This is a genomic window from Pseudomonas sp. 05L36 (genome assembly GCF_056398125.1).
This window is the reverse complement of record NZ_JBFTOU010000026.1, coordinates 1-13,222: the sequence shown is the minus strand read 5'-3', so window position 1 is coordinate 13,222 and position 13,222 is coordinate 1. Positions and strand designations below refer to the sequence as shown.

Annotated in this window: 11 protein-coding genes and 1 pseudogene; 3 read left to right on the top strand and 9 right to left on the bottom strand. The window is 61.1% G+C overall.

Features of this window, described 5'->3' with window-relative positions; translation table 11 throughout:
* Nucleotides 1-49 precede the first annotated feature (49 nt).
* From AC1DKH_RS23860 to AC1DKH_RS23825, 8 genes are all read right to left on the bottom strand, one after another.
* On the bottom strand, nucleotides 50-1,621 hold the full coding sequence (locus tag AC1DKH_RS23860; protein ID WP_477799485.1) for a flagellar hook-associated protein 3: 1,572 nt from the start codon (nucleotides 1,619-1,621) through the stop codon (nucleotides 50-52).
* Nucleotides 1,622-1,634: 13 nt separating this feature from the next.
* Entirely contained in the window at nucleotides 1,635-3,680 is a 2,046-nt protein-coding gene (gene flgK, locus AC1DKH_RS23855) for a flagellar hook-associated protein FlgK (RefSeq protein ID WP_477799484.1), read from the bottom strand.
* Between the two features lie 23 nt (nucleotides 3,681-3,703).
* Nucleotides 3,704-4,990, bottom strand: coding sequence for a flagellar assembly peptidoglycan hydrolase FlgJ (gene flgJ, locus AC1DKH_RS23850; RefSeq protein WP_477799483.1), 1,287 nt, complete (start codon nucleotides 4,988-4,990; stop codon nucleotides 3,704-3,706).
* A gap of 11 nt (nucleotides 4,991-5,001) precedes the next feature.
* Nucleotides 5,002-6,090, bottom strand: coding sequence for a flagellar basal body P-ring protein FlgI (locus AC1DKH_RS23845; RefSeq protein ID WP_477799522.1), 1,089 nt, complete (start codon nucleotides 6,088-6,090; stop codon nucleotides 5,002-5,004).
* Between the two features lie 27 nt (nucleotides 6,091-6,117).
* Nucleotides 6,118-6,813: a flagellar basal body L-ring protein FlgH gene (gene flgH / locus AC1DKH_RS23840; protein WP_223547427.1), complete on the bottom strand. Its 696-nt coding sequence runs from the start codon at nucleotides 6,811-6,813 to the stop codon at nucleotides 6,118-6,120.
* A gap of 51 nt (nucleotides 6,814-6,864) precedes the next feature.
* Nucleotides 6,865-7,650, bottom strand: coding sequence for a flagellar basal-body rod protein FlgG (flgG, locus tag AC1DKH_RS23835; RefSeq protein WP_015096282.1), 786 nt, complete (start codon nucleotides 7,648-7,650; stop codon nucleotides 6,865-6,867).
* A gap of 45 nt (nucleotides 7,651-7,695) precedes the next feature.
* The gene (locus tag AC1DKH_RS23830) at nucleotides 7,696-8,436 is read right to left on the bottom strand and encodes a flagellar basal body rod protein FlgF (RefSeq protein ID WP_477762542.1); all 741 of its coding nucleotides are present in this window, start codon (nucleotides 8,434-8,436) and stop codon (nucleotides 7,696-7,698) included.
* A gap of 336 nt (nucleotides 8,437-8,772) precedes the next feature.
* Nucleotides 8,773-10,332: a sigma-54-dependent phenylalanine hydroxylase transcriptional regulator PhhR gene (locus AC1DKH_RS23825; RefSeq protein ID WP_008021363.1), complete on the bottom strand. Its 1,560-nt coding sequence runs from the start codon at nucleotides 10,330-10,332 to the stop codon at nucleotides 8,773-8,775.
* Nucleotides 10,333-10,611: 279 nt separating this feature from the next.
* Between AC1DKH_RS23825 and phhA the strand changes: the two genes are divergently transcribed.
* The 3 genes from phhA to AC1DKH_RS23810 all read left to right on the top strand — a co-directional run bounded on the left by phhA (nucleotide 10,612) and on the right by AC1DKH_RS23810 (nucleotide 13,057).
* The gene (gene phhA / locus AC1DKH_RS23820) at nucleotides 10,612-11,403 is read left to right on the top strand and encodes a phenylalanine 4-monooxygenase (protein WP_104449926.1); all 792 of its coding nucleotides are present in this window, start codon (nucleotides 10,612-10,614) and stop codon (nucleotides 11,401-11,403) included.
* 104 nt (nucleotides 11,404-11,507) lie between these two features.
* Nucleotides 11,508-11,864 (top strand): 4a-hydroxytetrahydrobiopterin dehydratase, encoded by a 357-nt coding sequence (locus AC1DKH_RS23815; RefSeq protein WP_046037728.1) that lies wholly within the window; start codon nucleotides 11,508-11,510, stop codon nucleotides 11,862-11,864.
* Complete coding sequence (locus tag AC1DKH_RS23810; RefSeq protein WP_477799482.1) at nucleotides 11,864-13,057, top strand: amino acid aminotransferase; 1,194 nt, start codon at nucleotides 11,864-11,866, stop codon at nucleotides 13,055-13,057. Before AC1DKH_RS23815 ends, AC1DKH_RS23810 begins: the two co-directional genes overlap by 1 nt.
* A gap of 54 nt (nucleotides 13,058-13,111) precedes the next feature.
* Here the strand turns inward: AC1DKH_RS23810 and AC1DKH_RS23805 are convergent.
* Nucleotides 13,112-13,222 (bottom strand): annotated as a pseudogene (locus AC1DKH_RS23805) (IS110 family transposase); the annotation flags it as partial.

The window sequence follows — 13,222 nt, the reverse complement described above, 5'->3', positions numbered from 1 at the left end:
TAAATACTGAAGGGGCACGACCATCGGGCGCCTGCGCGCCCGACCACGGTCATATCTTGTTGAACAGGCCCAGTTGAGAAATCTTGCTGAACGCCAACTGCGCCGCCTGCAACATGGTCTGCTGCAAGGTCAGGCGAGTCATGACTTCAGCCGGGTCCGAATCGCGAATCGACTTCTGGCTGGCGCTGTTCGCCAGGGTCAGGCTCTCGTTGGTCGCGGTCTGGTTATCCAGTGCCTGACCGCGGGCACCGATCGTGGTGATGGCCGAGCCGATCTGGTTGGCCGCACTGTCGATGTTGCCCATTCCCGACTCCATGGTGCCCAGCAACTTCTGCTTGGCCACCGGGTCGCCATCGATCGGCGTGTTCAACGCGGTGATCATCTGTCCGAGAGTGTCGAGCACGTTCTGGGTCTGATGGTTGTTGGACTGAATCACGAACTGGTCGCCGGACGCCGGGGCGCCACCGCCCAGGGCAAAGGTCACGCCTGCTGCGGTGGCGTTGCCGCCCGCCACTGTGCCCGACGAAACCGGTTTGCTGTCGGCGGTGATCGGCGCGGCATACAGGTCGAAATTGCTGGCACTGGTGAACTTGAGGATCGCCCCGCCCGACGGGAAGGCGTTGGTGTAATCCGTCGGGTTGGTCACGGTGGAACCGGTGATGACCGCGGTCGACGGGTTACCGGCGCTGCGTGAGGTGTTGAAGGTGTCCGACGAGGAAGACAGATTGAAACTGTGGCCGGCGATCACCGCATCCGGATTGGTATCACCGGTTTTGAGGTTGATGTTCAACTTCAGGTCGACGCCACGGAAACTGACCGTCTGGTTGGCGCCATTGGAGTTACTGACCAGACCGTTCTGACTGGCTTCGGCGGTCACGTCGTTGCCCAGCGAGTCGGTGATCTGCAACTGGGTGCTGCTGAGGAAACTGACGGTGTAGGGCTGGCCGCCAGTGAACTTCGCGTTGTAGGTGGAGCTGGTGCCGACCGTACCGTTGGACAGCACCACGCGACCATCATCCACCGCCGGAGCGGTCATGGTGGTCTGGGTGCGACTGGTGTTGATGGTCTGCTGGAACGCATTCCAGCCAGTGGTGTTGGTCCCGACCGTCATGCCATCGCCAATGCCAAGGTCGATGCTGGTCTGGTCACCGTTGTAGCTGTAGGTGCCGTCCGAGTTTTGCGAGTAAGGCGCGGTGTCGGTTTTCGAACCGGAGAACACGTAGTTGCCGTTGGCATCCCTGGAGTTCATCAGGCCCAGCACTTGTTGCTGTATCTGCCCCAGCTCCGACGCATAGGCCTTGCGGTCCGCGTCGGTGGCAATGCCATTGCTGGCGGCGAGGGCCAGTTCCTTGGCGCGCTGCAAAGCGGTACCGATGGAGTCGAGCGTCGTTTCCTGCAGGCTCAACGCACTCTTGGTGGTGTTGATGTTGGTGCCGTACTGATCAAGCATCGCGCTCTGCTGACCCAGTTGCAGCAAACGACCGGCACCGATCGGATCATCGGCGGCAGTGTTGACGCGGATCTGGCTGCTGATTTCGTTGCTGGTCGCGATGGCCTTGTTGAAGTTGCGCTGGTAGTTGGCAGCGGTGATTTCGTAATACTGGGCGGTGGAAATGCGCATGAATTACGACTCCTTAAAGGCTGTTGATCAGCGTGGTGAAAATTTCCTGCGCAGCCTTGATGATCTGCGAAGACGCGGTGTAGTACTGCTGGTACTTGACCAGGTTGCCGGTTTCTTCATCCAGGTCGACCCCGGAGTTCGAATCCCGTGCCCCTTTGGCGTTGTCCAGGATCGCCGTGGTGGCGTCGCTGTCGGACTTGCCCTGGGCAGCCTTGGCGCCGACGTTGGTCACCAGTTTGTTGTAGGCATCGGTCAGGCTGATGCCCTTGCTCGCCGTGCCGGTGTCTACGGTCTGTCTGGTTTGCAGTCCGACCAGCGCCTGAGCGTTGCGGTTGTCCGAAGACGCCGCGCCCGTCAGGTTGATGGTGAAGCTTTCGCCGCTGGCTGGCGTGGCGCCGACCGTGGTCTGCACGGTGAAGGTCTTCTGCACGGCTGGCGTGACGCTGGTGTCCATGACCGGAGCACCGCTGGCATCGAGCATGCCCACTTTCAGGTTCAGGGTGTTGCTCTGGCCGGGAACGATGGTGCCGGTGCCGATCGAATTGCCCTTGGCATCGACCATGTTGTAGCTCTGGCTACCGCCGCTGGCCGCGCCGAACACCAGTTTGACCGGCGTCGAGTTCTTGAGCGCGGTCTGCATTTCCGCCTGGGCCGCCGGGTTGTAGATGTCGAGGGTGCTGGTCAGCGTCGGCTGGGTGTAGGTGCCGGTGTTGTTGGCAGTGGTCACGCCGGTCAAAGGGGCTGCGGCAGCGATTTTTTTCGGGTCGGTGAGCACGGTCTGGATACCGGCCGCCGCGCCACGGGTCGGCGTCACCTTGAACGAATCGCCGGCGCTCAGCGCACCGCCGTTCAGGTTCAGGCTGAAACCGTCGATTACCGGAGCCGGGGTCGTCGTGGTGCTGAACGCGCCCATGTCGGTGCCGTCCGAGCGCTTGACGGTGTAGTTGGTGGCGCTGGTGAACGCCACCTGATAGTCGCTGGTGGTCAGCTTGCCGGTATCCTTGATGGTGACATCCAGGTTGCCGGAGCCGGCACTGTTGCCCGCCGCCGCAATGCTGCGCTGGCTGACCAGTGCGGCACTGTTGATGTTGTTGAAGATCGCCGCGCCGAAATCACCGTTCTTGTCGATGCCTTGCGCCTGCTGGCTGTTGATCTGGTCGGCCACCACCAGTGCCACGCGCCCCAGCTCATTGAGCGAAGGGTCGAGGACTTCCTTGCGATACGTCAACAGGCCGCCGATTTCACCGCCGCTGACCACCGAGGTGACGTCGATGGTGCTGGAGCCACGGTTGAGCTGTAGCGCCATGCGCGATGGATCGTCCTTGCCTGGCACGGTTTGCAGTGTATTGGTGGTGTTGCCGACCACCAGTGGCTGGCCGCTGCCGATGTAGACGTCGTAGCTGTTGCCGCGCTCGACCACCTGGGTACCGACCAGCTCGGACAGTTGGCGCACGGCTTCGTTGCGCGAGTCCAGCAGGTCGTTTGGCTGGTTGGTGCCGGTGGAGAGCTCGGAAATCTTCTGGTTAAGCGTGGCAATCGTGGTGGACAGCTTGTTCACCTGGTCCGCCATGTCGCCCAGGCTGCCGTTCAGGTTGGTGTTCTGGTCGTTCAACTGCTTGGCAATCGAATTGAAGCGGGCGGACAAGGCCTGGGCACCGGTCAGCACCGACTGGCGGGACGTGTCGTCGGTGGCCGAGGTCGAAACGCCTTGCATCGAGGTGAAGAATTTTTGCAGCACACCGGTCAGCCCGGTGTTGGAATCGGAAAGCGTGGCGTCCAGCGGCGTGGCCTGTGCGTTGTACGACGTAGCTTCGCTGTCGAGCGAGGTAGCGGTACGCAGCTGCGAATCGAGATACGAGTTATACACGCGACGCACATCGGCCAGCGTTGTGCCGGTACCGATGAACACGTTGCCGTACTGAATCGAGCCTTTGGTGCTCTGCACAGATTGCTGGCGCGAGTACCCGGCGGTGTCGACGTTGGCAATGTTGTTGCCGGTCGTCACCAACGAGTTATGGCCAGCACTCAGCCCCGACATCCCGATATTGAGCAAACTCATGGTTCAGACCTTATACCTTGTGCCTATAAAGGCGTGGTGGAAACGCCCGCCGCAGCGTAGTTCTGGTAACTCGTCATCTGCTTGGCTATCTGCGAAATCTTGCTTGCGTAGTCCGGGTCGGTTGCGTAACCGGCCTTCTGCAACTCGCGTACAAACTGTTCTGGGTTATCGGCCGACTTCACGACATCTTGATAGCGATTATTGGTCTGCAGCAAAGTCACAAGGTCATGGAAACTGTCCTTGTAGGAATCGTAGGAGCGGAACTCGGCCGTCTCCTTGACCATCTGCCCGTTGCGGAATTCGCTGGTGATCGCCCGCGCCGAATTGCCCTGCCAGCTGTTGCCGGCCTTGATGCCGAACAGGTTGTGGCTGCTGCTGCCGTCCTGCTGGCGCATGACCGACTTGCCCCAACCCGTTTCCAGGGCCGCCTGGGCCACCAGGTAACGTGGATCGACACCGATCCGGGCCGCCGCGTCCTTGGCCATCGGCAACATGGTGTTGACGAAATCGTCGGCGGAGCTGAAAGCCTTCTTCGGTGGCGCCAGAGGAATCTGCGCCATGGCGCGACCGTAAATCTGCATGCCTCCAGTGGAAGCCTGCTGCGCATTCGCCAGCCAGTCGCCGTTGTACAACGGACCGGTACCGGTGGTGGTCGTGCGCTGCGGCAATTGGGTTGCGTTGGCTGTTGCAGTGGCGGTCGTCGCCGAAGGCACCAGCCCGGCCAACAGACGATCAGCCAGCTTCGGCGGCAATGCCAGGCGCCGCTGATTGATCAGCACCATGTCATTGCGATGAGCGCCCTCGCCCGCCTCTTGCTGGGCATGGACCGAGCGCGAGGCCCACAACGGACGCTGGCCGTTGACCCGCGACAACGGCCCGTTGAGCGCAACCGTGCCAGCCGCCAGCGGCGTTTGTGCAGCCGCTTTCGCCGCTTCTTGCCTGGCAGCCGACGCGGCGGCGGCCTCGCCCGGCGCCATGGGTTTGTTCTTCGACATCTGGCGCATCAGCACGTCCGCCAGGCCGATACCACCGCCCTCGCGGGACATGGAAACGGCCAGCTGCTGGTCGTACATTTCCTGGTACTGCTTGGCCGCCGGGGTGTTCATCGGATTGTCCTGACCCAATGCTTCGGTGGCCGAGCGCATCGACTTGAGCATTTCCCCGAGGAACAGCGATTCGAACTCCTGCGCCACCTTGCGCATGTTGCCGTCGCTGTTCTTGTCGCCGACCTTGAGCTGATTCAGACGATTGAGGTCCGAATAGGAGCCCGAATCGCTGCTGCTGACCAGACCGCTCTTGCGCATATCCACGATGGCCGTCCTCAGATCACGATCAGGTCGGCTTGCAGGGCGCCGGCCTGCTTCAGCGCTTCGAGGATGGCCATCAAGTCTCCCGGTGCCGCGCCGACCTGGTTCACCGCCCGCACGATCTCGTCGAGGGTGGTGCCTGGGCCGAACTTGAACATCGGCTTGGCTTCCTGCTGGGCGTTGACCTTCGAACGCGGCACAACTGCTGTCGTGCCATTGGACAGAGGGCCGGGCTGGCTGACGATCGGGTCTTCGGTGATGGTCACGGTCAGACTGCCGTGGGTCACGGCGGCCGGGGAAACCTTGACGTTCTGGCCGATCACGATGGTGCCGGTACGGGAGTTGATGATGACTTTCGCGACCGCCTGGCCCGGATCGACTTCAAGGTTTTCCAGGATCGACAGGTAGTCGACACGCTGACTTGGATCGAGCGGCGCGGTGACGCGAATCGAACCGCCGTCGATGGCCTGGGCCACGCCAGGGCCGAGCATGTCGTTGATCTTGTCGACGATGCGCTTGGCGGTGGTGAAGTCGGAACGGTTGAGGTTCAGCGTCAGGCTGTTGCCCTGGTTGAAACCGCTCGGCACCGCACGCTCCACCGAGGCACCACCGGGGATGCGACCGGCCGACGGAACGTTGACGGTGATCTTCGAGCCGTCGCGACCTTCCGCATCGAAACCACCGACTACCAGGTTGCCCTGAGCCACCGCATAGACATTGCCGTCGATACCCTTGAGCGGTGTCAGCAGCAAGGTGCCGCCGCGCAAGCTCTTGGAGTTACCGATGGACGAAACGGTGATGTCGACCTGCTGCCCCGGCTTGGCGAACGCCGGCAAATCGGCACTGATCGACACCGCCGCGACGTTCTTCAACTGCACGTTGCCCGAACCCGGCGGCACCTTGATGCCGAACTGCGAGAGCATGTTGTTGAAGGTCTGCAGGGTGAACGGGGTTTGCGTCGTCTGGTCACCGGTGCCGTTAAGCCCGACCACCAGGCCGTAACCGATCAACTGGTTGGAACGCACGCCGGAAATGCTGGCGATGTCCTTCAGGCGCTCGGCGTGCGCGTTGAACGCGGCGGACAGCATCAAGGCGGCCACCATGAGGTGTTTAAGATTCAAACGGACCACCTAGAAAGGGAACAGCGGACTGAGGAAGAAACGGTCGAACCAGCCTGGCTGACTCGCATCGGCGAACGAACCGGTGCCCGAGTAGGTGATGCGCGCATCGGCGACACGGGTCGACGACACGGTGTTGTCGGTAGAGATGTCATCGGCGCGAACAAGGCCGGCAATCCGCACCAGTTCATCGCCGGTGTTGAGGGTCATCCACTTCTCGCCGCGTACCGCGATGATGCCGTTGGGCAACACGTCGGCGACGGTCACGGTGATCGAGCCGGTCAGGGTGTTGCCCTGGGCTGCCTTGCTGTCGCCCTTGGTCGCGCGGTCGCCTTCATAGCTGGCGTCCAGACTCAGGTCACCACTGCCAAACGGATTGTTGGTGTTGGGCGTGGAGCCGAACAGCGAGGTCAGGCCGATGCTGGCCTTACTGTTCTTGCCAATTTGCGAGTTGGCGTTTTTGCTGGCCTGGGTCCTTTCGTTCAGGGTGATGGTGATGATGTCACCGATCCGGAACGCCTTGCGGTCACTGTAGAGGTTCTGTTCGAAACCGGCCTGATAGATCGAGCCGTTGTTCGCCGCCGCCGGTAATGGCGTACGCGGCAACACCGGCGCGTAGTAAGGGTCATTGGGCTTGGGCGTCGCAGGCACGCAACCTGCGAGCGCGGTGATCCCACTCAGTGCCAGAACAGATACATAGCGATTCATGACCCTACCTCACGGTGTTGCAGGCAGCCTCATGGCCGCACATAGACTTGATTACAGATTCTGCGTTACGAACGAGAGCATCTGGTCGGCGGTGGAGATCACCTTGGAGTTCATCTCGTAGGCGCGCTGGGTGGTGATCATGTTGACCATCTCCTCAACGGTGCTGACGTTGGACGTTTCCAGGGTGTTCTGCAGCGTGGTGCCGAAACCGTTCAGGCCCGGAGTGCCGACTTGCGGCGCGCCACTGGCGGCGGTTTCCAGGAACAGGTTGTTGCCTACTGCCTGCAGGCCGGCCGGGTTGATGAAGTCGGCGGTTTGCAGGTTGCCGATCACCTGGGCAGCCGGGTTGCCGGCAATGGTGATGGACACGGTGCCGTCGCGACCGACCGTGAAGGTCTGCGCGTCGTTCGGAATGACAATCGCCGGCTCCAGGGCAAAGCCGCTGGCGTTGACGATCTGGCCGTTGGAGTCCAGGTGGAAGGTACCGTCACGGGTGTAGGACGTGGTGCCGTCCGGTTGCAGGATCTGGAAGAAACCGCGACCGTCGATGGCCATGTCCAGTGGCTGCTCGGTGGTTTGCAGGCTGCCGGCGGTGAAGTTTTTCTGGGTGCCGACGATGCGCACACCGGTACCCAGTTGCAGACCCGAAGGCAGTTCGCTGTCCTGGGTCGACTGGGCGCCTGGCTGGCGCTTGATCTGGTAGAGCAGGTCCTGGAACTCGGCGCGGTCACGTTTGAAACCCGTGGTCGACACGTTGGCCAGGTTGTTGGAAATGGTGGTCAGGTTGGTGTCCTGGGCGGACAGGCCTGTCTTGGCAACCCATAGAGCCGGAAGCATTCGATTCTCCTCGTGCGCCTGTTTTACGGCGCGACGTTCTGGTAATTAGCTGATCTGCAAGACCCGAGCCATGGCCTGGTCATCGTCTTTGGCGGTGTTCATCATCTTGATGTGCAGCTCGAACTGCTTGGACAAAGCCAGAACCGAGGTCATCTCTTCCACGGCATTGACGTTGCTCGACTCGAGGAACCCGGACACCAGCTTGACGCCGGCATCGGCCTGCGCAGGCGCGCCGTCCTTGGTGTGGATCGAACCATCCAGGCCCTTGGTCATGTTCTTGAGGTCCGGGTTGACCAGCTTGATGCGGTCGACTTCAGCCATCACCCGGGGACCTTCGCCCATCGCACGGATGCTGATGGTGCCGTCCTCGCCGACTTCGATCTGCTGCTCCGGCGGCACCGCAATCGGCCCGCCATTGCCCATGACCGGCATGCCGTTGCCGGCGCGCAGCACGCCCAGGGCGTCAACGTTCAGGCTGCCGGTGCGCACATAGCTTTCACCGCCATCGGGATTCTGTACGGCAATCCAGCCGTTGCCTTGCACGGCAACGTCGAGGTCGCGGCCGGTTTCCACCAGTGAGCCAGGGGAGAAATCGGTGGCCGGGCGTTCGGACATGGCAAACGCACGCGCCGGAAAGCTGTCACCGAACACCGGCATTGAACGAGCTTGCTCCAGGTCTTTCTGGAAGCCGTTGGTGGAGATGTTCGCGAGGTTGTTGGCATGCGCCTTTTGCGCCAGTGCATTCTGGCTGGCGCCGGTCATTGCCACATAAAGGTACTTGTCCACACTCTTTCCTCTGCCTGCCGGACGTTTGCCGCCCACTGCTGTACTGCTGAGCCATAAGCAATTTGCAGACCAACTTGTTTTTGGCGGCGCCAGGCCCGGCAAACAGGGGACTTTGGGGATTCAGAGGGGATTTGTGATTTGTATCAGAGACGAAAAACCGGCGGTGTCATGCCAGTGGGTGGCAAGGTGTGACCGTGGGCAACGGCCACAACCGCCATCGCGAGCAAGCTCGCTCCCACTGGGTCACTGGTGATCACAGATTGTGTGTCCGCCGATGAACCACTGTGGGAGCGAGCTTGCTCGCGATGAGGCCAGCACAAACGCAGCAGGCCTCAGCTATGACTCAGTCTTGCCCACCTCATATTCACGCAACTTGTTGGCAATGGTGGTATGCGAAACCCCCAACCGCTTGCCCAGCTGCCGGCTGCTCGGATGCTCGGAATACAGCCGCTCCAGCACCGCCTTCTCGAAACGCCCGACGATCTCGTCCAACCCACCCTCCAGCGAAAAATCGCCAAGGGGCTGACGCACACCATAGTCCGGCAAACGAATGTGCTCGGCCTTGACCGTCCCGCCGTCGCACAGGGAAACCGCCTGGAACAGCACGTTCTCCAGTTGCCGCACGTTACCCGGCCAATGGTAGTGACTGAGACGCTCCATGGCCGCCGGGGCGAGTTTGGGCAGCGGGCAACCAATCTGCCGGCTGGCCTGATCGAGGAAGTGCTCCACCAGCGGCGTCAAGCCGTCGAGGCATTCGCGCAGCGGCGGGATGTGCAGCGACAAGACATTCAAGCGGTGATAGAGGTCCTGGCGGAACTCACCGCGAGCGCACAATTCGGACAGGTCGACCTGGGTCGCGCAGATCACTCGCACGTCAAGGTAGACCTCTTCATCACTGCCTACACGACGGAAGCAACCGTCCTGCAGGAAGCGCAGCAACTTCACCTGCAAGCGCGGGCTCATTTCCCCGACGCCATCGAGAAACAGCGTACCGCCCGCCGTCAGCTCCAGCAGCCCGAGCTTGCCTTCTGCCCGCGCCCCTTCGAAGGCACCGGGGCCGTAACCGAACAATTCCGTCTCGGCCATGGACTCGGGCAGGCCGGCGCAGTTGAGCGCCATCAATGGCGACTGCCCACGAGGACTGGCCAGATGGCAGGCCCGCGCCAACAATTCTTTGCCGGTGCCGGTTTCGCCTTCTATCAATAGCGGTGCATCGAGTGGCGCCATGCGCCGCGCTTCGCGCACTACGGCAGCCATGACTTTCGAGCTTTGGAAGATGCTGTCGAAGCCACGCAATTCCTGCTTGCGCACGTTGTAGATGCGCTCGCCCACCCGATCGGCGCGGTGCAATGTCAGCACCGCACCGGCCATGGCTTCGCTGTCGTCATGCTCCGATTGCAGCGGCGCGATGTCGGCCAGGAACACGTCACCCTTGACCTTGACCCGCAGCCCGTTGATCCGCGACTTGTTGGCGCGCACCAGTTCCGGCAAATCGAAATCCTCGGCGTAGCGCGACAGGGGAATCCCCGGCACTTCGTCGACCCGCACCCCGAGCAACTGCGCCGCTGCCCGGTTGGCCGCGACGATGGAACCGCCCATGTCGATCGACAGCACCGGAAACTCCAGCGCACCGAGCAGAGCGTTGAGCTCCATGTGCCGACGCTCGCTGGGCATCAGCCCTACACGCTTGACGCCAAACACCCCGGCAATCGCTTCGAACTTCGGACGCAAGGCCTGGAACTGAATGTTGATCAGGTTCGGGCAATGCAGGTAGATGGCGTTGCCATGCTCACCACCCACCTCACCGCGGGCCACGTTGATCCCGTACTCCACCAGCAGATTGAGAATGTCGCGCAGGATGCCGATGCGGTTCTGGCAGTGGACTTTGATACGCATATAAAGGCCCAAACAGTGAAGGACGAGGCCAATGGCAGGGATTTTTCTGCGTGGGCGCTCAGATAGTCGTCAAGATTATGTGACAGGCAAAGCATTTTTCAAACCGTGAAATCTCAATAACTGCGCGATCACGACCAATACGTAACGAAAACTTTACGATTATCGGGGAATTTTCCTACGCATGACGCCGGACACTTGCTGCAACAGTGCAATCCTTGGGGTATTTCTAGGTCCATAGCAGTACATAACAAGAACGAAATCCCCTAGCAGGAGAGCAGCATGAAGCAGACGCAATACGTGGCTCGCGAGCCCGATGCGCAAGGTTTTATCGACTACCCCGCCGAAGAACACGCGGTGTGGAACACGCTGATCACTCGCCAACTGAAAGTGATCGAAGGGCGTGCGTGCCAGGAGTACCTGGACGGTATCGAAAAACTCGGTCTGCCCCACGACCGCATTCCTCAACTCGGCGAAATCAACAAGGTCCTCGGTGAAACCACCGGCTGGCAAGTTGCCCGGGTTCCCGCACTGATTCCCTTCCAGACCTTTTTCGAATTGCTGGCCAGCAAGCAGTTTCCGGTGGCGACCTTCATTCGTACCCGCGAAGAACTGGACTACCTGCAAGAGCCGGACATTTTCCACGAGATCTTCGGTCACTGCCCGCTGCTGACCAACCCGTGGTTCGCCGAATTCACCCACACCTACGGCAAACTCGGCCTCAAGGCGTCCAAGGAGGAACGTGTGTACCTGGCGCGCCTGTACTGGATGACCATCGAATTCGGCCTGGTCGACACTCCGCAAGGCCAACGCATCTACGGCGGCGGCATTCTGTCTTCTCCGAAAGAGACCGTGTATTGCCTGTCGGACGAGCCTGAGCATCAGGCGTTCGATCCGCTGGAATGCATGCGCACGCCCTACCGCATCGATATCTTGCAGCCACTGTACTTCGCGTTGCCAAATCTCAAGCGTCTGTTCGACCTCGCTCACGAAGACATCATGGGCATGGTCAAGCAAGCGATGCAGATGGGTCTGCACACACCGAAATTTCCGCCAAAACCAAAAGCCGCGTGATCCGCCGCTTTTAGAATCAAGTGAGCCTGTCAGAAACCATCGCTTTGGATTAGCGTGGTAGCACTGAGGGCCGATTTCCCAACATTCGATTTCAGGAACACATCATGACCGCATTAACTCAAGCCCATTGCGAAGCCTGCCGCGCCGACGCCCCACAAGTCAGCGACGAAGAACTGCCGATCCTGATCAAGCAGATCCCGGACTGGAACATCGAAGTACGTGACAGCATCATGCAGCTGGAAAAGGTCTTCCTGTTCAAGAACTTCAAGCACGCCCTGGCGTTCACCAACGCCGTCGGTGAAATCTCCGAGGCCGAAGGCCATCACCCGGGCCTGCTGACCGAGTGGGGCAAAGTCACCGTGACCTGGTGGAGCCACTCGATCAAGGGTCTGCACCGCAACGACTTCATCATGGCCGCGCGCACTGACGAAGTGGCGAAGGACGCCGAGGGCCGCAAATAATGCATTTCGACGCCATCGGTCGAGTACCTGGCGACCCGATCCTCGGCCTGATGGAGGCCTACGCGCAGGACCCGAACCCGCGCAAGTTCGATTTGGGCGTGGGCGTCTACAAAGACGCCCAGGGCCTGACGCCGATTCTCCAGTCGGTGAAGCTTGCCGAGCAACGTCTGGTGGACAGTCAGTCCACCAAGACCTACATCGGCGGTCACGGCGAGCCGGCGTTCGGCAAAGCGATCAATGAGCTGGTGCTGGGCGCCGACTCGAAGCTGATCAGCGCACAACGCGCCGGCGCCACCCAGACACCGGGTGGCACGGGTGCGCTGCGCCTGAGCGCGGACTTTATCGCCCAATGCCTGCCGGGCCGCGGCGTGTGGCTGAGCAACCCGACCTGGCCGATCCACGAAACGATTTTCGCGGCAGCCAAGGTCAAGGTCAGCCACTACCCATACGTGGGCAGTGACAACCGTCTCGACGTCGACGGCATGCTGGCGGCGCTCAATGAAGCGCCCAAGGGTGACGTGGTCTTGCTGCACGCCTGCTGCCACAACCCGACCGGTTTCGACCTGTCCCAGGATGACTGGCAGCGGGTGCTGGAGGTAGTACGCAAGCGCGAACTGCTGCCATTGATCGACTTCGCGTATCAAGGATTCGGCGATGGCCTGGAGCAGGATGCCTGGTCGACCCGGCTGTTCGCCGCCGAGTTGCCGGAACTGCTGATCACCAGCTCTTGCTCGAAGAACTTCGGCCTGTACCGCGACCGCACCGGCGCACTGATTGTCTGCGCGAAAACCGCCGACAAGCTCACCGACATTCGCAGCCAACTGGCCAACATTGCCCGCAACCTGTGGTCGACGCCGCCGGATCACGGGGCGGCCGTGGTCGCGACCATCCTCGCTGATCCGGAGCTGAAAAACCTCTGGGCTGACGAAGTGGAAGCCATGCGCCTGCGTATCGCCCAACTGCGCAGCGGTCTGGTGGAAGCGCTGGAGCCTCACGGTTTGCGCGAGCGCTTCGCGCACATTGGCGTGCAACGCGGGATGTTCTCCTATACCGGGTTGTCGCCTGAGCAAGTGAAGAACCTGCGGGACAACCACAGCGTGTATATGGTCAGTTCGGGACGGGCTAACGTCGCAGGTATTGATGCTACGCGTTTGGATTTGCTGGCCGAGGCGATTGCCAAAGTCTGCGAGTAACCCCCCAAACTCAGCAAATCCCCTGTGGGAGATTCTATGGTTGAGGGGAACCCCTCAACCTGCTTTCGGTTGGTATTCGCCTTGCCCTTTCAGCAGTGCAAATACGATCCGGGCAAGTTTGCGGGCCAAGATCACCAGTGCCTGCGTGGTGCTGAACCCTTTGGC

Coding starts and splice junctions, on each gene's coding strand:
- AC1DKH_RS23810 (WP_477799482.1), top strand. CDS start 11,864: ATGCATTTCGACGCCATCGGTCGAGTACCTGGCGACCCGATCCTCGGC.
- AC1DKH_RS23860 (WP_477799485.1), bottom strand. CDS start 1,621: ATGCGCATTTCCACCGCCCAGTATTACGAAATCACCGCTGCCAACTAC.
- AC1DKH_RS23815 (WP_046037728.1), top strand. CDS start 11,508: ATGACCGCATTAACTCAAGCCCATTGCGAAGCCTGCCGCGCCGACGCC.
- flgH (WP_223547427.1), bottom strand. CDS start 6,813: ATGAATCGCTATGTATCTGTTCTGGCACTGAGTGGGATCACCGCGCTC.
- flgK (WP_477799484.1), bottom strand. CDS start 3,680: ATGAGTTTGCTCAATATCGGGATGTCGGGGCTGAGTGCTGGCCATAAC.
- AC1DKH_RS23825 (WP_008021363.1), bottom strand. CDS start 10,332: ATGCGTATCAAAGTCCACTGCCAGAACCGCATCGGCATCCTGCGCGAC.
- AC1DKH_RS23845 (WP_477799522.1), bottom strand. CDS start 6,090: ATGGTGGCCGCCTTGATGCTGTCCGCCGCGTTCAACGCGCACGCCGAG.
- flgG (WP_015096282.1), bottom strand. CDS start 7,650: ATGCTTCCGGCTCTATGGGTTGCCAAGACAGGCCTGTCCGCCCAGGAC.
- phhA (WP_104449926.1), top strand. CDS start 10,612: ATGAAGCAGACGCAATACGTGGCTCGCGAGCCCGATGCGCAAGGTTTT.